The following is a 19,821-nucleotide window of genomic DNA, read 5'->3' on the forward strand; positions in this document are numbered from 1 at the left end:
AGCAAACAAAGCAGCAAAAAGGCCGGCTTGCGCCGGCCTTTTCATTGTCCTCGGTATTCCTACGGATGAACCATTATTCCGCCGGCGGCAGTGCCATCGGCTCAACTTCAGGCGCCGGCGGCACGACGGCCGCCTGCTTCTCGCGCTCGTCGAGAATCATCTTGTCGCGCTTCACGGCGACTTCGCGGATCTTGGCCATGGAGGCGCCGGTGCCTGCCGGGATCAGCCGGCCGACGATGACGTTCTCCTTGAGGCCCTCGAGCGGATCGACCTTGCCGTTGACCGCCGCTTCGGTGAGGACGCGGGTGGTCTCCTGGAACGAGGCCGCCGAGAAGAAGGAGCGGGTCTGGAGGCTCGCCTTGGTGATGCCGAGCAGAACCGGCGTTCCCGTGGCGATCTTCTTGCCCTCTTCCTTGGCCTTCTCGTTGAGCTGGTCGAACTCGATCTTGTCGACCTGCTCGCCCGAGATCATGTCCGTGTCGCCCTGGTCGGTGACTTCCACCTTCTGGAGCATCTGACGGACAATCACCTCGATGTGCTTGTCGTTGATGAGCACGCCCTGGAGCCGGTAGACCTCCTGGATCTCGTTGACCAGATAGGCCGCGAGTTCCTCGATGCCCTTGACCGCCAGGATGTCGTGCGGTGCTGGGTTGCCTTCGACGATGAAGTCGCCCTTTTCGACGATGTCGCCGTCCTGAAGGTGGATGTGCTTGCCCTTCGGGATCAGGTACTCGCGTGGCTCGTCGGTCTTGTCCATCGGCTCGATCGAGATGCGACGCTTGTTCTTGTAGTCGCGCCCGAACCGGATGGTGCCCGCGATTTCGGCGATGATCGCCGCATCCTTCGGACGCCGTGCCTCGAACAGTTCCGCCACCCGCGGCAGACCGCCGGTGATGTCACGCGTCTTGGCGCTTTCGGTCGAGACACGGGCGAGGATGTCGCCCGCCTGGACCTTGGCACCGACGTCGACCGAGAGAATGGCGTCGACCGACAGCATGTAGCGGGCATCGCCACCACGGGCGAGCTTGAGCACCTTGCCGTCCTTGCCCTTGACCACGATGGCCGGACGCAGGTCCGCGCCGCCGCGCTGCGAGCGCCAGTCGATGACCACGCGCTTGGCGATACCGGTGGCTTCGTCCAGCGTTTCCGAGATCGACTGCCCCTCGACCAGATCCTCGAAGCCGATGGTGCCTTCGACCTCGGTGAGAAGCGGACGGGTGTAGGGATCCCACTCGGTGATGCGCTGGCCGCGCTTGACCGTGTCGCCTTCGTCGACATGCAGGCGCGAACCGTACTGGATACGGTGCGTCGCACGCTCGGTGCCGTCGGCATCGACGATCGCCACCACCATGTTGCGCACCATCGCAACCAGGTGGCCTTCGCTGTTACGCGCGATGGCCTTGTTCCTGATCACGATCTTGCCGTCGAAGTTGGATTCGACGAACGATTGCTCGTTGAGCTGCGCCGCACCGCCGATGTGGAAGGTGCGCATGGTGAGCTGGGTGCCCGGCTCGCCGATCGACTGCGCCGCGATCACGCCGACCGCTTCGCCGTGGTTGACCGGCGTGCCGCGGGCGAGGTCGCGGCCGTAGCACTTGCCGCAGATGCCGTTGACGAGCTCGCAGGTCAGCGCCGAGCGGATCTTCACCTCCTGGACGCCACCCTGGTGGATCGCATCCAGATGGCTCTCTTCCATCAGCGTGCCACGCTTGATGATGACCTTGCCCGAGCTGTCACGCACGTCTTCGCAGGCCGTGCGTCCGAGGATGCGCGAGCCGAGCGAAGCGACCACGGTGCCGGCATCGACGATGGCGCGCATCTTGATGCCGAGCTTGGTGCCGCAATCGTCCTGCGTGATGATGCAGTCCTGCGCGACGTCGACCAGACGACGGGTCAAATAGCCGGAGTTCGCGGTCTTCAACGCCGTGTCCGCGAGGCCCTTGCGGGCGCCGTGGGTCGAGTTGAAGTACTCGAGCACCGAGAGGCCTTCCTTGAAGTTCGAGATGATCGGCGTCTCGATGATCTCGCCCGACGGCTTGGCCATCAGGCCGCGCATGCCGGCGAGCTGGCGCATCTGGGCCGGCGAACCGCGCGCACCGGAGTGCGCCATCATGTAGATCGAGTTGATGTCGGCATCCGCTCCACTCGCGGTCTTCTTGGTGGAGGAGATCTCCTTCATCATCGCCTTGGCGATTTCCTCGGTCGCCTTCGACCAGGCGTCGACGACCTTGTTGTACTTCTCGCCATGGGTGATCAGACCGTCGTTGTACTGCTGCTCGAAATCCTTCGCCAGCGTACGGGTGGTGTCGACGATCTTCCACTTGGAGTGCGGCACGACCATGTCGTCCTTGCCGAACGAAATGCCGGCCTTGAACGCGTTGTAGAAGCCGAGCGCCATGATGCGGTCGCAGAAGATCACCGTCTCCTTCTGGCCGCAGTGGCGGTAGACCTGGTCGATGACGCCGGAGATCTCGCGCTTGGTCATCAGCTTGTTGATGATCTCGTACGAAATCCTCGGGTTCTTCGGCAGGAGGTTGCCGAGCATGACGCGACCCGCGGTGGTCTCGATCCAGCGCGTCGAGACCTTGCCGGTCTCATCCATGCCCTGCCACCGGTACTTGATCTTGGTGTGCAGGTGGATGACCTTGGCGTGCAGGGCATGCTCGAGCTCGGCCATGTCGCCGAACCTCTTGCCCTCGCCAGGCAGACCTTCCCGCATGACCGAGACGTAATACAGACCGAGCACGATGTCCTGCGACGGCACGATGATCGGCTGGCCGTTCGCCGGATGCAGGATGTTGTTGGTCGACATCATCAGGACGCGCGCTTCCAGCTGCGCCTCGAGCGACAGCGGAACGTGCACGGCCATCTGGTCGCCGTCGAAGTCGGCGTTGAACGCGGCGCAGACCAGCGGGTGAAGCTGGATCGCCTTGCCCTCGATCAGGACGGGCTCGAACGCCTGGATGCCGAGACGATGCAGCGTCGGCGCGCGGTTGAGCAGCACCGGATGCTCGCGGATCACCTCGTCCAGGATGTCCCAGACCTCGGGCCGCTCCTTCTCGACCAGCTTCTTGGCCTGCTTCACAGTCGTGGACAGACCCTTGGCGTCAAGCCGCGAATAGATGAACGGCTTGAACAGCTCGAGCGCCATCTTCTTCGGCAGGCCGCACTGATGCAGGCGCAGCTCGGGACCGACCACGATCACCGAACGGCCCGAATAGTCGACGCGCTTGCCGAGCAGGTTCTGACGGAACCGGCCCTGCTTGCCCTTGAGCATGTCGGCGAGCGACTTCAGCGGACGCTTGTTGGCACCCGTGATGACGCGGCCGCGGCGGCCGTTGTCGAACAGCGCATCGACCGCTTCCTGAAGCATGCGCTTCTCGTTGCGGATGATGATGTCGGGCGCACGCAGCTCCATCAGCCGCTTCAAGCGGTTGTTGCGGTTGATGACGCGGCGGTAGAGGTCGTTGAGGTCCGAGGTCGCAAAGCGGCCGCCGTCGAGCGGCACCAGCGGACGCAGATCCGGCGGAATCACCGGAACCACGGTCAGGATCATCCATTCCGGCTTGTTGCCGGAGTGGCGGAACGCCTCGACGATCTTCAGGCGCTTGGCGAGCTTCTTGTGCTTGATGTCGGAGTCGGTCTCGTGCATCTCCGCACGCAAGGACAATTCGAGCTTCTCGAGGTCCATGCCCTTGAGCAGCTCGCGGATCGCTTCCGCGCCGATCATGGCGGTGAAGGAGTCCTGGCCGTACTCGTCCTGCGCCTTCAGATACTCGTCTTCCGACAGCAACTGACGGTCCTTCAGCGCGGTGAGGCCCGGCTCCAGCACAACGTAATATTCGAAATACAGGATCCGCTCGAGATCCTTCAGCGTCATGTCGAGCAGCAGACCGATGCGCGAGGGCAGCGACTTCAGAAACCAGATGTGCGCGACGGGGGCTGCGAGCTCAATATGGCCCATGCGCTCGCGCCGAACGCGCGACAGCGTGACCTCGACCGAGCACTTCTCGCAGATGATGCCCTTGTACTTCATGCGCTTGTACTTGCCGCACAAGCACTCGTAATCCTTGATCGGCCCGAAGATGCGCGCGCAGAACAGGCCGTCGCGCTCGGGCTTGAAGGTGCGGTAGTTAATGGTCTCCGGCTTCTTGATCTCGCCGTACGACCAGGACAGAATCTTCTCGGGGCTCGCGATCGAGATCCGGATCTGGTCGAAGACCTGAGCCGGCGTCGTCGGATTAAAGAGATTCATAATTTCTTGGTTCATCGTCTTCTCCTCGCGTGCCGGTCGCCTTCGGCAGCAAATTCGAAAATCACACTGCGGGGCGCCCCGCCCTCAAGTCCCAGGGTGGAGCGCCGCTGCCCGGCCGAGACGGCCGGGCATGATGGATTGTGTTACTCGGCTGCTTCCGCCGTTCCCGGCCCGACCTTGGAATTGTGCAGGTCGACGTTGAGGCCGAGCGAGCGCATTTCCTTGACCAGCACGTTGAACGATTCCGGAATACCGGCCTCGAACGTGTCGTCGCCGCGCACGATCGCCTCGTACACCTTGGTACGGCCGGCGACGTCGTCCGACTTCACCGTCAGCATCTCCTGGAGCGTGTACGCCGCACCGTAAGCCTCGAGCGCCCACACCTCCATTTCGCCGAAGCGCTGGCCGCCGAACTGCGCCTTGCCGCCCAGCGGCTGCTGGGTGACGAGCGAGTACGGGCCGATCGAACGGGCGTGGATCTTGTCGTCGACCAGATGGTGCAGCTTGAGCATGTAGATGTAGCCCACCGTCACCTTGCGATCGAACGCATCGCCGGTGCGCCCGTCATAGACGGTCGACTGACCCGAAGCGTCGAGACCGGCGAGCTTCAGCATCTCCTCGATGTCGGCTTCCTTCGCGCCGTCGAACACCGGCGTCGCGATCGGCACGCCGTGGCTCAGGTTGCGGCCGAGTTCGATCAGTTCGCCGTCGTTGAGCGACTTGATCGTCTCGTCGTCGCCGTAGACCTTCTTCAAGGTCTCCTTCAGCGGCTTGATGTCCTGCTTCGACAGATACGCATCGACCGTCTGGCCGATACGCTTGCCGAGGCCGGCGCAAGCCCAGCCGAGATGCGTCTCGAGGATCTGTCCGACGTTCATGCGCGAAGGCACGCCCAGCGGATTGAGCACGATGTCGGCATGCGTACCGTCTTCCAGGAACGGCATGTCCTCGATCGGCACGATCTTCGACACCACGCCCTTGTTGCCGTGGCGGCCGGCCATCTTGTCGCCGGGCTGGATCTTGCGCTTCACCGCGACGAAGACCTTGACCATCTTCATCACGCCGGGCGGCAGCTCGTCGCCGCGCTGAAGCTTCTCGACCTTGTCGAGGAAGCGCTGCTCGAGCCCCTTCTTCGACTCGTCGTACTGCTTCCGCATGGCCTCGATCTCGGCCATCAGCTTGTCGTTCGGCGAAGCGAACAGCCACCACTGCGACTTCGGATACTCCTCGAGCACCGCACGGGTGATCTTGGTGTCCTTCTTGAAGCCCTTCGGACCCGCGATGCCCTGCCGACCCTCGAGCAGCTCGGCGAGACGGTTGTAGACGTTGCGGTCGAGGATCGCCTGCTCGTCGTCGCGGTCCTTGGCCAGACGCTCGATCTCTTCCCGTTCGATCGCCAGCGCACGCTCGTCCTTGTCGACGCCGTGACGGTTGAACACGCGCACTTCGACGATGGTGCCCTGCACGCCCGGAGGCACGCGCAGCGAAGTGTCGCGGACGTCGGAGGCCTTCTCGCCGAAGATGGCGCGCAGAAGCTTCTCTTCCGGCGTCATCGGGCTTTCGCCCTTCGGCGTGATCTTGCCGACTAGGATGTCGCCGGCGCGCACTTCCGCGCCGATGTACACGATGCCGGCTTCGTCGAGGTTCTTCAGCGCTTCTTCCGAGACGTTTGGAATGTCGCGGGTGATTTCCTCAGGTCCGAGCTTGGTGTCACGGGCCATCACCTCGAACTCCTCGATGTGAATCGAGGTGAAGACGTCTTCCTTCACGATCCGCTCGGAGAGCAGGATCGAGTCTTCGAAGTTGTAGCCGTTCCACGGCATGAACGCGACCAGCACGTTACGGCCGAGCGCGAGCTCGCCGAGATCGGTCGACGGACCGTCGGCGATGATGTCGCCCTTCTTGACGATGTCGCCGACCTTCACCAGCGGACGCTGGTTGATGCAAGTCGACTGGTTGGAGCGCTGATACTTCATCAGCCGGTAGATATCGACGCCCGACTTGGTCGGATCGAGATCTTCGGTGGCGCGGATGACGACGCGGGTGGCGTCGATCTGGTCGATCACGCCCGAACGGCGCGCGGCGATCGCAGCACCCGAGTCACGGGCGACCACGCCTTCCATGCCGGTGCCGACGAACGGCGCCTCGGCGCGAACCAGCGGCACCGCCTGGCGCTGCATGTTCGAGCCCATCAGCGCGCGGTTGGCGTCGTCGTTCTCGAGGAACGGGATCAGCGCGGCTGCGACCGAAACCAGCTGCTTCGGCGACACGTCCATGTAGTCGACCTTGTCCGGCGTCACCGGCAAGACTTCGCCGGCATGACGGCAGACCACGAGGTCTTCGGTGAAGCGACCCTTCGGATCGAGCGGCACGTTGGCCTGCGCGACCGTGTAACGGCCCTCTTCCATCGCCGAGAGGTACACGACCTCGTCGGTGACGCGGCCGTCCTTGACCTTCCGATACGGCGTCTCGACGAAGCCGTACTTGTTCACGCGTGCGAACGTGGCGAGCGAGTTGATCAGGCCGATGTTCGGACCTTCCGGCGTCTCGATCGGGCAGATGCGGCCGTAATGCGTCGGATGCACGTCGCGCACCTCGAAGCCGGCACGCTCGCGGGTCAGACCGCCCGGTCCAAGCGCCGAGAGACGGCGCTTGTGGGTGATCTCCGACAGCGGGTTGGTCTGGTCCATGAACTGCGACAGCTGCGAGGAGCCGAAGAACTCACGCACTGCGGCAGCCGCTGGCTTGGCGTTGATCAGGTCCTGCGGCATGACCGTGTCGATGTCGACCGAGGACATGCGCTCCTTGATCGCGCGCTCCATGCGCAGGAGGCCGATGCGGTACTGGTTCTCCATGAGCTCGCCGACCGAGCGCACGCGGCGGTTGCCGAGATGGTCGATGTCGTCGATCTCGCCCTTGCCGTCGCGCAGGTCCACCAGCGTCTTGATGACGGAGAGGATGTCTTCCTTGCGCAGCGTACGCTGGGTGTCGGGCGCATCGAGGTCGAGGCGCATGTTCATCTTGACGCGGCCGACCGCGGAGAGGTCGTAGCGCTCGGCGTCGAAGAACAGCGACTGGAACATCGCCTGCGCCGAATCCAGCGTCGGCGGCTCGCCCGGACGCATCACGCGGTAGATGTCGAACAGCGCGTCCTCGCGCGTCATGTTCTTGTCGGCCGACAGCGTGTTGCGGATGTAGGCGCCGACATTGACGTGGTCGATGTCGAGCAGCGGCAACTCCTTGTAGCCGTGCTCATTGAGCGCCTTCATGGACTTGTCGGTGATCTCTTCACCGGCTTCCGCGTGGATCTCGCCGGTCTTGGGATTGACGAGGTCCTCGGCGAGGTAATTGCCGACGAGCTCCTCATCCGACAGACGCAGCGCCTTCAGTCCCTTTTCCTGCATCTGACGCGCACCGCGAACGGTGAGCTTCTTGCCGGCCTCGAGCACGACCTTGCCCGTGTCGGCGTCGATCAGGTCGTTGATGGTCGAATAGCCACGGAACCGGTTGGCGTCGAACGGAACGCGCCAGCCTTCCTTGGTCCGCTTGTAGAGGATCTTCTTGTAGAACGTGCTGAGGATCGCCTCGCCGTCGAGGCCGAGCGCGAACATCAGCGACGTCACCGGCAGCTTGCGGCGGCGATCGATACGCGCATAGACGATGTCCTTGGCGTCGAACTCGATGTCGAGCCAGGAGCCGCGATACGGGATCACGCGGGCGGCGAACAGCAGCTTGCCCGAGGAGTGGGTCTTGCCCTTGTCGTGGTCGAAGAACACGCCGGGCGAACGGTGCATCTGCGAGACGATGACGCGCTCGGTGCCGTTGACGATAAAGGTGCCGTTCATCGTCATGAGCGGGATGTCGCCCATGTAGACGTCCTGCTCCTTGATGTCCTTCACCGACTTGGCGCCGGTTTCTTCGTCGATATCGAACACGATGAGGCGCAGCGTCACCTTGAGGGGCGCCGCGAACGTCATGCCGCGCTGGCGGCACTCATCAACGTCGTATTTCGGCGGCTCGAACTCGTAGCGGACGAATTCCAGCATCGAGGTGCCGGAGAAGTCCGAGATCGGGAACACCGAACGGAACACCGCCTGCAAGCCTTCATCGGACCGCCCGCCCTGGGGTTCGTCGACCATCAAAAACTGGTCATACGACGCCTTCTGAACCTCGATGAGGTTCGGCATCTCGGCGACTTCCTTGATGTGTCCGAAGAACTTGCGAACGCGTTTGCGACCGGTGAATGTCTGCTGCGCCATCGTGGCCTCTCATTTCGTCGCCCGCTTTGGGCGCGCCGTCCAGGACTCGGCTGCCGCCGCTCCCCGGGTTGAATTTTTCGAACCCGTTTTGGGGATCGAAAGTCCAGTTTCAGGCCGTCATGTCCTGAATCTGTTCTTCAGACCTTCAAAACGCAAAACGACGCGCGGGGCGCAGTGGCGCGCCCGCCCGTCACAACGATCGTCTTCACGGACTGAAAAAGCCCGAAATAGCCTGCTCTCCCAACGGCTTACAGGGAAATGCGCTATCCCCGCCACCGCGCTTTCGTGCTGTCGACCCGATATGGGGCGACAATAGTGGAGATTCGAGGGGTAAACCCTCAAATCCCCACACTTTTTCGTGTTCGGCCTGCGTCGGGACGTTCCGTCGCACGCCTTTTGCATTCAACCCGCCTCTTCGGGGCCGGATGCCGGCGGCCGAAACTACGAGTCGGGATCCCGGGTCTTGCTGTCGCTCGCCCGGGATCTCGCGCAAGCAAGCGCCGCTTACTTGAGCTCGACCTTCGCGCCAGCCTTCTCGAGCTGGGCCTTGATCTTGTCGGCCTCGTCCTTGTTCACGCCTTCCTTGACAGGCTTCGGCGCACCCTCGACGAGGTCCTTTGCTTCCTTCAGGCCCAGGCCGGTGATGGCGCGGACTTCCTTGATGACTTCGATCTTCTTGTCGCCGGCGGAGGCGAGAACGACCGAGAACTCGGTCTTCTCTTCGGCCGGAGCAGCGGCGGCAGCGGCTGGGCCGGCCACCGCGACGGCGGCAGCGGCGGACACGCCCCACTTCTCTTCGAGGAGCTTCGCGAGTTCGGCAGCTTCGAGTACGGTGAGGCTCGAAAGGTCGTCAACGATCTTCTGCAGGTCAGCCATTGTTCAGGTTCCTTACGTGTAAGTCTGGTTCGGGTTTGAGTTTTGCGAAGGGCGTCAGGCCGCTTCGCCCTTTGAGGCATGAGCCTGAATGACGCGCGCCAGCTTGCCGGCGGGCGCATTGGCGAGCTGGGCCAGTTTGGTCGCCGGGGCCACGATGAGGCCGACGATCTTGGCACGCAGTTCGTCAAGCGACGGCAGCGAGGCAAGAGCCTTCACGCCGTCGACATTCAGGACGGTCTTCCCCATCGAGCCGCCGATGATGACGAACTTTTCGTTCGCCTTGGCGAATTCGATGGCGACCTTTGGCGCCGCTACCGGATCGTTGGAAGTTGCGATCACGGTCGGCCCCTTCAGCATGGGGCCGATGGCAACGACGTCAGTGCCTTCAAGAGCAATTCTGGCGAGACGGTTCTTCGAGACCTTCACCGAGGCGCCCGCCAGCTTCATCTGCGTCCGCAGCTTCTGCATCTGGGCAACGGTGAGGCCGGAATATTGAGCAACGACCGCGACGCTCGTGGCCTTGAAGACCCCATTGAGCTGTTCGACCGCCTCTTTTTTTGCCGCTCGTTCCACAGCAAGCTCTTTCCGGTTGGCAGTCGTCGCGACAAGCGGGACCGCCGGGTTGCACCCATCGTCCCACCCAAACTTGAACCTCTGGGCCAAAACCCTTTGGACACGCCGGGGCGAGACAACGATTAAAGCCTGCCCTCCCGAAGCCTTTTGGGCCCACGGGGTGTCGAGGTCCGAACCAAACCCATTTCGCACCTGCCCGAAAGCGGAATGCGATGTGAAATCCGGTCTTCACCCGTCTATGCAGGCCATGCGATTAAGCCATTGGGAAATCGAAACTTCCCGCCGGCGCCTGCAGTCTTGGACAGGACAAGGTCAGCCGGCGAACCGCCTGACCTCTGCCCGCATCCCGCCAACCGATGGTTTTCCTCCCTTTCCCGGCAAATCCTTACGGACGTCCTGAAAAGGAATGATCTCCTGTCGTGTCGGGTTTTCGGAATGCGTGCACGGACGCGCTAGCCATGGCCAGCACGTCCGGAAGCGGTTCTTTAACCGCTCTCTGCCTGCTTGCCAAGAGCAAAATTCACACCAGTTCCAATCGATCGCCGGCCGGACCCGATGCGGCCGAAAAGGACCAATTCAGGCCGTTTTGACCGCGTGCGGCAGCGGCTTTCCCTCGAAAAACGCGCTCAGGTTCGCCAGCACGCAATTCTGCATGGCGACGTGCGATTCGAGGGTGTGGCCGCCAATATGCGGGGCCAGCACGACATTGGGCAGCGCCGTCAGCGCATCGGGAGAGTGCGGCTCCGTCTCGTAGACGTCGAGGCCGGCGCCGGCAATGCTCCTGTCGGTCAGCGCCGCAACGAGGGCCTTCTCGTCGATGACGGAGCCGCGTGAGATGTTGACGACATAGCCATCCGCGCCGAGGCGCTTGAGGATATCGGCGTTGACGGCATGCTGGGTCTCGGGGCCGGCGCGGACCGCGATCATCAGCACGCTGCACCAGTCGGCGAGCATTTCCAGCGTCGGGAAATATTGATAGGGCACATCGCGCTGGCTGCGGCTGAAATAGCCGACTTCGCTCTCGAACGCCGCGCAGCGCGCGGCAATCTTGCGGCCGATCTCGCCCATGCCGTAGATGCCGATGCGGCGGCCGGGCATGCCGGCCTGCGGCCGCATCATTGGCGACTGTTTTGAGGACGCCCAATCGCCGCTGCGGACATAGTGGTCTGCAGCCAGGATTCGCCGCGTCGTCGCCAGCATCAGGGTCATCGCGATGTCGGCGACCGAGGCGGCATTGGCCCCGGGGCTGTGGCCGACCGCGATGTTGCGCGCGGCCGCCGCCTTCAGATCGATGCCGTCATAGCCTGTGCCGTAGCAGACGATTGCGCCGAGCTTCGGAAACAGGTCCATCGCCTCCGCATCGAGCGGGGTGCCGCCCGCGGTCAGCATCGCGCGGATACCGCCGAGTTCGTCGGACGAGAACAATTCCCGCGCCGGCTTGCCGCCGGTGTCGAGCAGCTCAAAGCGCTCGGCGAAACGCGCCAGCATGCTCTTCGGAAAGCGCGAGTAGATCAGGACCTTGTCAGCCATTGTTCTTGTTTCCAGTGAACGCCGCCACAAACGACGAGGGGCGGAATCGGTTGCCCAATTCCGCCCCTCATCTCATGCAATTTTCAAACCTCAGCCGAGGCGAACCTTAGCCCAGACAAGCCTTAACCGAGAATAGTGCCCGGCTCGACCTTCACGCCGGGGCCCATCGTCGAGGACACCGCAACGCGCTGGATGTAGGTGCCCTTGGAGCCGGCCGGCTTCGCCTTGGAGACCGCGTCCGCGAGCGCCTTGATGTTTTCGACCAGCTTGTCCTCGGAGAACGAGGCCTTGCCGACGCCGGCCTGCAAGATACCGGCCTTCTCGACGCGGAACTCGACCGAGCCGCCCTTGGCACCCTTCACCGCACCGGTGACGTCCATGGTCACGGTGCCGATCTTCGGGTTCGGCATCAGGCCGCGCGGGCCGAGCACCTTACCGAGACGGCCGACCAGCGGCATCATGTCGGGGGTGGCGATGCAGCGGTCGAATTCGATCGTGCCGTTCTGCACCTTCTCGACCAGGTCTTCAGCACCGACGACGTCGGCACCTGCAGCCTTGGCTTCGTCCGCCTTGGCGCCGCGGGCGAACACACCGACGCGAAGCGTACGGCCGGTGCCGTTCGGCAGGGTGACGACGCCGCGGACCATCTGGTCGGCGTGGCGGGGATCGACGCCGAGATTGATCGCGACCTCGATGGTCTCGTCGAACTTCGCTTTCGCGCGCTCCTTGACCATCTTGATGGCGTCCGCGAGCGGATAAAGCTTTTCGCGGTCAACACCTTCGCGGGCTTTGTTCAAACGCTTTCCGATTGCCATGACCGTTTACCCCGCCACTTCCAGGCCCATCGAACGGGCAGAGCCCTCGACCATCTTCATGGCCGACTCGATCGAGTCGCAATTGAGATCCTTCATCTTCTTCTCGGCGATCTCGCGCACCTGCGCTTTGGTCACCGCGCCGGCCTTGTCACGGCCCGGCGCCTTCGAGCCGGACTGGATCTTGGCAGCCTGCTTGAGGAAGAACGACATCGGGGGCGTCTTCATCTCGAAGGTGAACGAACGATCGGCGTAGATCGTGATCACCACCGGAATCGGGGTGTTCTTCTCTTCCTTCTGGGTCTGAGCGTTGAACGCCTTGCAGAACTCCATGATGTTGAGACCGCGCTGACCAAGCGCGGGACCGATCGGGGGCGAGGGATTCGCCGCACCGGCCGGGACCTGAAGCTTCAGGTATCCGGTCACTTTCTTTGCCATGTATCACTCCTGTTGTGCTGGCGGATTCGCCAGCGGTTTCAGGTTCGTGGTCTGGGTCGGGTGCGGTTGGCGACCGCCCTCTCCCTCCCACGGCCTAGTTTCGCGCGAAGCCTTTGGCTTCCCGCGTACGCGATCAGACCTTCTCGACCTGACCGAATTCCAGTTCGACCGGCGTGGCGCGGCCGAAGATCGACACCGCGACCTTCACGCGCGAGCGCGCCTCGTCGATTTCCTCGACCACACCCGAGAACGAGGCGAACGGGCCGTCGGCCACGCGCACGTTCTCGCCGATCTCGAAGGACACCGACGCCTTCGGCCGTTCCACGCCTTCCTGCACCTGATGCAGGATGCGCATGGCCTCGGCTTCCGAAATCGGCATCGGCTTGTTTTCCGCGCCGAGGAAGCCGGTCACCTTCGGCGTGTTCTTGATCAGATGAAACGCCTCGTCGGTCAGCTTCATCTTCACCAGCACATAGCCCGGGAAAAACTTGCGCTCGGCGTCGATCTTGCGGCCGCGGCGCACTTCCGTGACCTTTTCGGTCGGAACCAGCACCAGTTCGAACAGCTCCTCGAGCCCGCGTTGCTTGGCCTGCTCGCGGATCGATTCGGCGACCTTCTTCTCGAAGTTCGAATAGGCGTGGACGATATACCAGCGCTTGTCGGACGATTGGGTTGCGGCGGCTGTTGCCATCAGTGAATGCCCAAAAGGAAGGTGATGAGGTAGCGGATGATCTGGTCGGCGGCGAAGAAGAAGATCGACGCCACCGCAACCATGACGAACACCATGATGGTGGTGATCGTCGTCTCGCGGCGGGTCGGCCAGGTGACCTTCGCGGTCTCCGAGCGGACCTCCTGCAAGAACTTGAATGGGCTGACTGCCATCGTTTGATGTCCAACGTCCGTTGATAGACGCGAATGAATTTCAGGGATCCGAACAGCCGCCGTTGGCCCAGCCCTCTTTTGAAGGATGAGCCGGAAACCGGGCTCGATTGTTCGGGGATTTCAAAGCCGCGCCGGAGATCCGCGTCTAACGGGCCGGCTGCGAGTGCGGGGTAGATACTGCGGATAGGGCCAAAGGTCAAGGTCGAGGCGGCTGGCCGGCTTGCGCGCCACGGCTGACGGACCTGATCGGGATCAATAGCTTACCCGGCCCCGATCAACCGCGGCACGAGCTTCCGGGCGTTCTGATCTCAGGCGTCGGGAATTAGCTGGCAGGAGTGGCAGGGCTCGAACCTGCGACCCCCGGTTTTGGAGACCGGTGCTCTACCAATTGAGCTACACTCCTACGAACCCTGCGTCGCCTTAGGGTCAGGCGCGCTTTCAAGCACAGGGGGCGGCCGGATTGCAAGGCCGGATTGCAAGGGTGAAGCGCGCTGGCTTCGCTTGTTTGTGCCGCGGCTTCCGGGCCACACTTCATCCCGACAATAATGAACAGCCGGGAGTGACCATGACCGCTACAGCCGTCCCTCAAACCGCGATCGCCCCGAAAACGCCGTCCCTGCCCGAGGCCAAGCCGGAAACGCTGGGCCTGTCGCGCCTCCGCCTCCAGGCCATGTCGGATGCGTTCAAGCGCGAGATCGACAAGGGAACCGTGCCCGGGGTCACCGTGCTGGTGGCGCGGCGCGGTCAGGTCGGCTGGTTCGAGGCGCTTGGCCGCCAGAGTCCGGCGGGCGCGGCGCCGATGGCGCGTGATTCGATCTTTCGGATCTTCTCCATGACCAAGCCGATCGTGTCGGTCGGTATCATGGCGCTGGTCGAGGACGGCCACCTGCTCCTGAGCGACGCGGTTGCGAAATTCATTCCGGAGTTCGCCAACCAGAAGGTCGGCGTCGTCAGCGGCGGCAAGTTGGAACTGGTTCAAGCCAAACGGCCGATGACGGTGCAGGACCTGCTCCGCCACACCTCGGGCCTGACCTATGAGCACCAGGGCGACGGCCCCGTGCACAAGCTCTACCAGGACTCGCGGGTGCGCAGCCGCAAGATCAGCAACGCCGAGCATGCCGCATTGGTCGCAAGCTTCCCCCTGGTCTGCCACCCCGGCGAGGAGTTCAACTACAGCCGCTCCACCGACATCCTCGGCCGCATCATCGAGGTTGTCAGCGGCAAATCCCTCGGCGCGTACCTCACTGAGCGCATCCTCGCCCCGCTCCAGATGGCCGAGACCGGCTTTTCGACAGCTGAGGCCAATGCCGGCCGGCTTGCGGAGCCCTTTGCAGCCGATCCCTGGACCGGCGACAAGGTCGCGCTCTTCAACATGCTGGAACAGCCGGTGATGGAGTCCGGCGGCGGCGGCCTGATCTCGACCACGGCGGATTATGCCCGTTTCTGCCTGATGTTGCGCAACGGCGGCGCGCTCGACGGCAACCGGATCATCGGCCGCAAGACGCTGGAGTTGATGACCTCCGATCACCTCGGACCAGGTGTTGTGACCAACGGCACTCTGCTCTCCCCAGGCCACGGCTTTGGCCTCGGCTTCGCCGTGCGCAGGGAGCCCGGCATCGCCCCGTTCCCCGGCAGCGTCGGCCAGTATTTCTGGAGCGGCATTGCGGGAACGTTCTTCTGGATCGATCCGAAAGAGGATTTGTTCGCGGTGTTCATGAGCCAAGGCCCGGGACAGCGCGACTATACGCGCACGCTGGTGCGGGACCTCGTGTACGCGGCGGTGGAATAGACATCGAGCGCCGATCTCGCTGCAACCTCTCCCGCTTGCGGGAGAGGTCGGCGCGCAAGCGCCGGGTGAGGGCTTTCTCCTCATTGGGAGTCTCTCTGCGGAGACACCCTCGCCCTCTCCCGCGAGCGGGAGAGGGAGCGCAGCATGCGTCGCAGCTACATCTCGACCCGATGCTGTAAACTCAGCCAGTTAACTAATCGTCGCGCCGCCGTCGATCACCATCGTCTGGCCGGTCATGAAGTCGCCGGCCTTCGAGCCCAGGAACACGGCCGCGCCGGCAATCTCGTCGGGAATGCCGATGCGCAAGAGCGGCGAGCGCGCGGTCGAGGCTTTCAGGTTCTCCGGATTGTCCCACAACGCCTTGGCGAAATCGGTCTTGATCAGGCCGGGCGCGATGCAGTTCACGCGGATGTTGTCTTTGCCGTATTCGCAAGCCAAGTTGCGCGCGAGCTGCATGTCGGCGGCCTTCGAGATCGCGTAGGCACCGAGGATTGTCGAACCTTTGAGGCCTCCGATTGAGGAGACGATGATGATCGAGCCGTCCTTGCGCTCGATCATCTGCGGCACCACCATCGAGATCAGCCAGTTGTTGGCAACGATGTTGTTGTCGAGAATTTTTCGAAACTGATCGTCGGAGATGCCGGCGAGCGGACCGTAATACGGGTTCGAGGCGGCGTTGCAGACGAGCACGTCGATCTTGCCGAAGGCACGGTTGCTCTCGTCGACGAGGTTTTGCAGGTTTTCCTTGGACGAGATGTTGGCGGCGACCGCTAGTGCGGTGCCCTTGCCGAACCTGTCGTTGATGCTATTTGCGACCCCGTCGCAGACGTCGGCCTTGCGCGAGGATATCACCACCTTGGCGCCGTGCTCGGCCATGCGCTCGGCGATCGCAAGCCCGATGCCGCGCGTCGAGCCGGTGATGACGGCGACTTTTCCCTTCATGTCGAACAAGGTCATGTTTCTCTCCCAAAGTGACGATTTCATTTTCGCAAGCTTACGCCGCGATTGCGCGACGACACAATCACTGCGTCACGCGAGCTTCTTGACTTCCGGTCCCGCCGGCTGATGCATCGCCGCGTGCGCATCGTCCGCGATCCATGGCTGCTGGTTGACCATCGGCAGCCGCCAGACGCTGCGCTCGGGACTGGCGAAATGATCAAGTCGCGTCACCGAGACGTTGTCGATATCGAACGCGAGCCCGCGCTCCGGTTGGCCGTCGAGCGCGAGTCCGAGCGCCGCCTTGATGGTGCCGCCATGGGCGACCGCGATCACGTCCTGTCCCGCGGCCTCCGCATTGATCCGCTCGATGGTGCGGCGCGTGCGGTTATAGAGATCCATGAAACTTTCGCCACCGGGCGCGGGCTCGTTGATGTCGGCGAACCAACTCGTGCCGATGGGGCGGCTCGCGATGAAGGCGGCGCGGTTCATGCCCTGCCAGCGGCCGAGGTTCTGTTCGGCGAGATCCGCTTCCCATTTCATTGATGCAGGCCGGGGGAAGCCGGCTGCCCAGATCGCTTCGGCCGTTTGATGCGTGCGCATCAGATTGCTCGAATACCAGACCGCCTTGCGTGGCAACACCTTGGCAACAGCATTGAAGACGTAGGTGTCGCTGGTGTCGCAGGCGATGTCGGACTGGCCGTAGATGTTCCCGCCGTCATTGCGCACCGGCGCATGACGGACCCACCACCATCGTGTCATGACCACGTTCGGCTTGTCTGCGCCTGCCATCGAAACCCTTCCATCCCGTGTGATGTCGCTGTACGTCAGTAGCGAACGTGCCTCAAGACACTTTACCGTTTGAAATCTTGTTTGAAATTCCGCCGCGCGGCAAGCGTCGCGCGCGAACCAAAGGGAGAAGCGCATGGGCCGCCTGCAAGGCAAATCCGTCATCATCACCGGCGCCAGCAGCGGCATCGGTCGCGCGGCCGCGCTGCTGTTCACCAGGGAAGGCGCAAGGCTGATCGCGGTCGATCGCACCGAGGCGGTGAAGGAGACTGTCGAGGAGGTGAAGAAGGCCGGCGGGGTCGCCGAAGCGATGATCGCGGACGCAGGTTCCGAGAAAGATGTCATCGCCGTCATCGACAAGGCGGTGGCGACGCACGGCCGGCTCGACGTGATCTGGGCCAATGCCGGTGTCTCCGGCGGGCTCGTTCCGCTCGCCGAGCAGACCGTGGAGCATTGGCAGGAGGTTTTACGCGTCAATTTGATCGGGCCGTTCCTCGCCGTGAAGTATGCGATGCCGCACATGGTGAAGCAGCAGTCCGGCGCGATCGTGCTGACCGCGTCCGTCGCCGGCCTCAAGGCTGGCGCAAGCGGGCATCCCTATGCGGCAAGCAAGGCCGGCGTGATCTCGCTGGTGCAGACCACCGCCTACTCGCTCACCGGCACCGGCGTGCGCATCAACGCGGTGTGCCCGGGCCTGATCGAAACCGGCATGACCAAGCCGATCTTCGACCGCGCCAAGGAACGCGGCACCGCCGACAAGATCGGCCAGCTCAATCCGCTCAAGCGCCCCGGCCAGCCGCACGAGCTCGCCGCGATGGGATTGTTTTTGGCGAGCGACGAAGCGTCGTATGTCAACGGACAGGCGTTCCCGGTGGATGGCGGGCTGACCGCGTCGATGCCGTATACGGGCAAGCCGGTTTAGTAAGCTCTCTCTCTCTCTCGTGTCCCGGACGCGCTGCAACGCGTTAGCGTTGCGGCGCTGCGTCCGGTTGGAGTTTTCGCGCGCGCCTGCATCAACACCGTCATTGCGAGGAGCCCTTGCGACGAAGCAATCCAGAATCCCTCCGCGGAACGGTTCTGGATTGCTTCGCTGCGCTCGCAATGACGGAGTGTGAGGGGAAGGACATCGCTCCTTCAATTCGCATTTCAGAACGCAGACACAGCTTCGCATCCTCGCGGCGCGTTTCGCCCGACGGGCAACGTAGAGACTTGTCGCCCTCCGACGTCATTCCGGGCGCGACGAAGTCGCGAACCCAGAATCCATTTCACCGCGCGTGATGCCGCCCGATGGATTCCGGCTCAATGCTGCGCACTGCCCCGGAATGACAGCTGCGGCTTCATTTGCCCGACCGGCAGCTATATTGGTATGGTTCGTGCAGGCACCTCAGCCTCCTCCCTAACAAGAACGTGAAAATGCTGGACTCAAGACCCGACCGTATCCGCAAACTGCTCGCCGACCTCGTCGCCTTCGATACCGTCAGCGATCGCTCCAATCTGCCCTTGATCGCCCATATCGAAAGCTATCTCGCCTCGCTCGGCGTCAAGGGCGAGCGCATCGTCGACGAGACCGGACAGAAGGCGTCGCTGTGGGTCACGATCGGGCCGGAAGGCCAGCCCGGCCTGGTGCTGTCGGGTCACACCGACGTGGTGCCCGTCGTCGGCCAGCACTGGAGCCACGATCCGTTCGAGCTGATCGAGCGTGACCGCAAGCTCTACGGCCGCGGCACCACTGACATGAAAGGCTTTGTCGCGGTGTGCCTCGCGATGGTGCCGGAGATGCTGGAAGCCAAACTCAAGACGCCGATTCATCTGGCGATCTCTTATGACGAGGAGATCGGCTGCGTCGGCGTGCGGCCGATGCTCGGCGAGGTCGCCAAGAAACGGATCAAACCGCTCGGCTGCTTCGTCGGCGAACCGACGCAAATGCAAGTCATCATCGGCCACAAGGGCAAGCACGGCGTGCGTGCCACGTTCAAGGGGCTCGCCCGCCATTCCTCGATCGCGCCCGACGGCGTCAACGCCATCGAATATGCCGCCGAGCTCATTACCGAGATCCGCCGCCGTGCCGTGCTTCTTGCGAGCGAAGGCGCGCGTGACGAGCTCTACGACGTCCCCCACACCACCCTGCTCACCAGCATCGTGCATGGCGGCGCCGCGCTCAACATCGTGCCGGACCAGTGCACCGTCGAGTTCGAATGCCGCGGCATCGGCATCACCGAGTCCAGGCAGGTGACCGACGCGATCATCGCCTGGGCAAAGGCCGAGATCGAGCCCGCGATGAAGGCGAAAAATCCCGAGTGCGGCATCGCGTTCGAGGAGATCCTCGACTACCCCGCGCTCGACACCGGCGCCGACGCAGCGATCGTCACGCTCGCAAAAAGCCTCGCGGGCCGCAACGACCACGCCAAGGTCGCCTTCGGCACCGAGGCCGGCCTGTTCGTCAGCATGGCCGGCGTGCCGTCGGTCGTCATCGGTCCCGGCGGAATCGCGCAGGCGCACACGCCGGACGAGTTCGTGGAGATGTCGGAGCTCGATAAGTGCGCGGGCTTCGTGGAGAAGCTGATCGCGCATTGCGCGAAGGGGTAGAGTGCCTCCCCGTCATTGCGAGGAGCTCTTGCGACGAAGCAATCCAGGCTGCCGCCGCGGAGATAGTCTGGATTGCTTCGCTTCGCTCGGAATGAC

At 63.3% G+C, this 19,821-nt stretch carries 14 protein-coding genes and 1 tRNA gene; 3 read left to right on the plus strand and 12 right to left on the minus strand.

The annotated features are described in order from the left end of the window. Positions 1-73: 73 nt before the first annotated feature. The 10 genes from rpoC to FXV83_RS03845 all read right to left on the minus strand — a co-directional run bounded on the left by rpoC (position 74) and on the right by FXV83_RS03845 (position 14,028). Entirely contained in the window at positions 74-4,270 is a 4,197-nt protein-coding gene (gene rpoC, locus FXV83_RS03800; protein WP_148737856.1) for a DNA-directed RNA polymerase subunit beta', read from the minus strand. Between the two features lie 128 nt (positions 4,271-4,398). Further along, on the minus strand, positions 4,399-8,514 hold the full coding sequence (gene rpoB, locus FXV83_RS03805) for a DNA-directed RNA polymerase subunit beta (RefSeq protein WP_148737857.1): 4,116 nt from the start codon (positions 8,512-8,514) through the stop codon (positions 4,399-4,401). A 504-nt stretch (positions 8,515-9,018) separates the two neighbouring features. Beyond that, the gene (gene rplL, locus FXV83_RS03810) at positions 9,019-9,390 is read right to left on the minus strand and encodes a 50S ribosomal protein L7/L12 (RefSeq protein ID WP_148737858.1); all 372 of its coding nucleotides are present in this window, start codon (positions 9,388-9,390) and stop codon (positions 9,019-9,021) included. Between the two features lie 54 nt (positions 9,391-9,444). Next, a complete protein-coding gene (rplJ, locus tag FXV83_RS03815) occupies positions 9,445-9,963 on the minus strand; it encodes a 50S ribosomal protein L10 (RefSeq protein ID WP_148737859.1) in 519 nt (172 codons plus the stop codon). 576 nt (positions 9,964-10,539) lie between these two features. Then, positions 10,540-11,493, minus strand: coding sequence for a 2-hydroxyacid dehydrogenase (locus FXV83_RS03820; protein WP_148737860.1), 954 nt, complete (start codon positions 11,491-11,493; stop codon positions 10,540-10,542). Positions 11,494-11,615: 122 nt separating this feature from the next. Further along, positions 11,616-12,308, minus strand: coding sequence for a 50S ribosomal protein L1 (gene rplA / locus FXV83_RS03825; RefSeq protein ID WP_148737861.1), 693 nt, complete (start codon positions 12,306-12,308; stop codon positions 11,616-11,618). Between the two features lie 6 nt (positions 12,309-12,314). Further along, entirely contained in the window at positions 12,315-12,743 is a 429-nt protein-coding gene (gene rplK / locus FXV83_RS03830) for a 50S ribosomal protein L11 (protein WP_007602986.1), read from the minus strand. 133 nt (positions 12,744-12,876) lie between these two features. Continuing rightward, entirely contained in the window at positions 12,877-13,434 is a 558-nt protein-coding gene (nusG, locus tag FXV83_RS03835; RefSeq protein WP_038942315.1) for a transcription termination/antitermination protein NusG, read from the minus strand. Continuing rightward, positions 13,434-13,625 (minus strand): preprotein translocase subunit SecE, encoded by a 192-nt coding sequence (secE, locus tag FXV83_RS03840; RefSeq protein WP_007611620.1) that lies wholly within the window; start codon positions 13,623-13,625, stop codon positions 13,434-13,436. Before secE ends, nusG begins: the two co-directional genes overlap by 1 nt. 327 nt (positions 13,626-13,952) lie before the next feature. Next, a tRNA-Trp gene (locus tag FXV83_RS03845) sits at positions 13,953-14,028 on the minus strand. A 162-nt stretch (positions 14,029-14,190) separates the two neighbouring features. On the opposite strand from FXV83_RS03845, the gene FXV83_RS03850 reads away from it, so the two are divergent. Further along, positions 14,191-15,414, plus strand: a complete 1,224-nt coding sequence (locus tag FXV83_RS03850) for a serine hydrolase domain-containing protein (RefSeq protein WP_148737862.1) — start codon at positions 14,191-14,193, stop codon at positions 15,412-15,414. A gap of 189 nt (positions 15,415-15,603) precedes the next feature. Here FXV83_RS03850 and FXV83_RS03855 read toward each other — a convergent pair whose 3' ends face one another. Continuing rightward, on the minus strand, positions 15,604-16,371 hold the full coding sequence (locus tag FXV83_RS03855; RefSeq protein WP_148737863.1) for an SDR family NAD(P)-dependent oxidoreductase: 768 nt from the start codon (positions 16,369-16,371) through the stop codon (positions 15,604-15,606). A 72-nt stretch (positions 16,372-16,443) separates the two neighbouring features. Continuing rightward, positions 16,444-17,142, minus strand: a complete 699-nt coding sequence (locus FXV83_RS03860; protein WP_187435635.1) for a histidine phosphatase family protein — start codon at positions 17,140-17,142, stop codon at positions 16,444-16,446. Between the two features lie 133 nt (positions 17,143-17,275). Between FXV83_RS03860 and FXV83_RS03865 the strand changes: the two genes are divergently transcribed. Beyond that, positions 17,276-18,061: an SDR family NAD(P)-dependent oxidoreductase gene (locus FXV83_RS03865; RefSeq protein WP_148737865.1), complete on the plus strand. Its 786-nt coding sequence runs from the start codon at positions 17,276-17,278 to the stop codon at positions 18,059-18,061. Positions 18,062-18,552: 491 nt separating this feature from the next. Next, entirely contained in the window at positions 18,553-19,725 is a 1,173-nt protein-coding gene (argE, locus tag FXV83_RS03870) for an acetylornithine deacetylase (protein WP_148737866.1), read from the plus strand. Positions 19,726-19,821: the final 96 nt, after the last annotated feature.

The organism is Bradyrhizobium hipponense (genome assembly GCF_008123965.1).
Taxonomy (GTDB): domain Bacteria; phylum Pseudomonadota; class Alphaproteobacteria; order Rhizobiales; family Xanthobacteraceae; genus Bradyrhizobium; species Bradyrhizobium hipponense.

Bases quoted from the DNA above. Each gene is read 5' to 3' on its own strand.
- rpoC (WP_148737856.1), bottom strand. From the start codon at position 4,270: ATGAACCAAGAAATTATGAATCTCTTTAATCCGACGACGCCGGCTCAG.
- rpoB (WP_148737857.1), bottom strand. From the start codon at position 8,514: ATGGCGCAGCAGACATTCACCGGTCGCAAACGCGTTCGCAAGTTCTTC.
- rplL (WP_148737858.1), bottom strand. From the start codon at position 9,390: ATGGCTGACCTGCAGAAGATCGTTGACGACCTTTCGAGCCTCACCGTA.
- FXV83_RS03820 (WP_148737860.1), bottom strand. From the start codon at position 11,493: ATGGCTGACAAGGTCCTGATCTACTCGCGCTTTCCGAAGAGCATGCTG.
- rplA (WP_148737861.1), bottom strand. From the start codon at position 12,308: ATGGCAATCGGAAAGCGTTTGAACAAAGCCCGCGAAGGTGTTGACCGC.
- rplK (WP_007602986.1), bottom strand. From the start codon at position 12,743: ATGGCAAAGAAAGTGACCGGATACCTGAAGCTTCAGGTCCCGGCCGGT.
- nusG (WP_038942315.1), bottom strand. From the start codon at position 13,434: ATGGCAACAGCCGCCGCAACCCAATCGTCCGACAAGCGCTGGTATATC.
- secE (WP_007611620.1), bottom strand. From the start codon at position 13,625: ATGGCAGTCAGCCCATTCAAGTTCTTGCAGGAGGTCCGCTCGGAGACC.
- FXV83_RS03850 (WP_148737862.1), top strand. From the start codon at position 14,191: ATGACCGCTACAGCCGTCCCTCAAACCGCGATCGCCCCGAAAACGCCG.
- FXV83_RS03855 (WP_148737863.1), bottom strand. From the start codon at position 16,371: ATGACCTTGTTCGACATGAAGGGAAAAGTCGCCGTCATCACCGGCTCG.
- FXV83_RS03860 (WP_187435635.1), bottom strand. From the start codon at position 17,142: ATGGCAGGCGCAGACAAGCCGAACGTGGTCATGACACGATGGTGGTGG.
- FXV83_RS03865 (WP_148737865.1), top strand. From the start codon at position 17,276: ATGGGCCGCCTGCAAGGCAAATCCGTCATCATCACCGGCGCCAGCAGC.
- argE (WP_148737866.1), top strand. From the start codon at position 18,553: ATGCTGGACTCAAGACCCGACCGTATCCGCAAACTGCTCGCCGACCTC.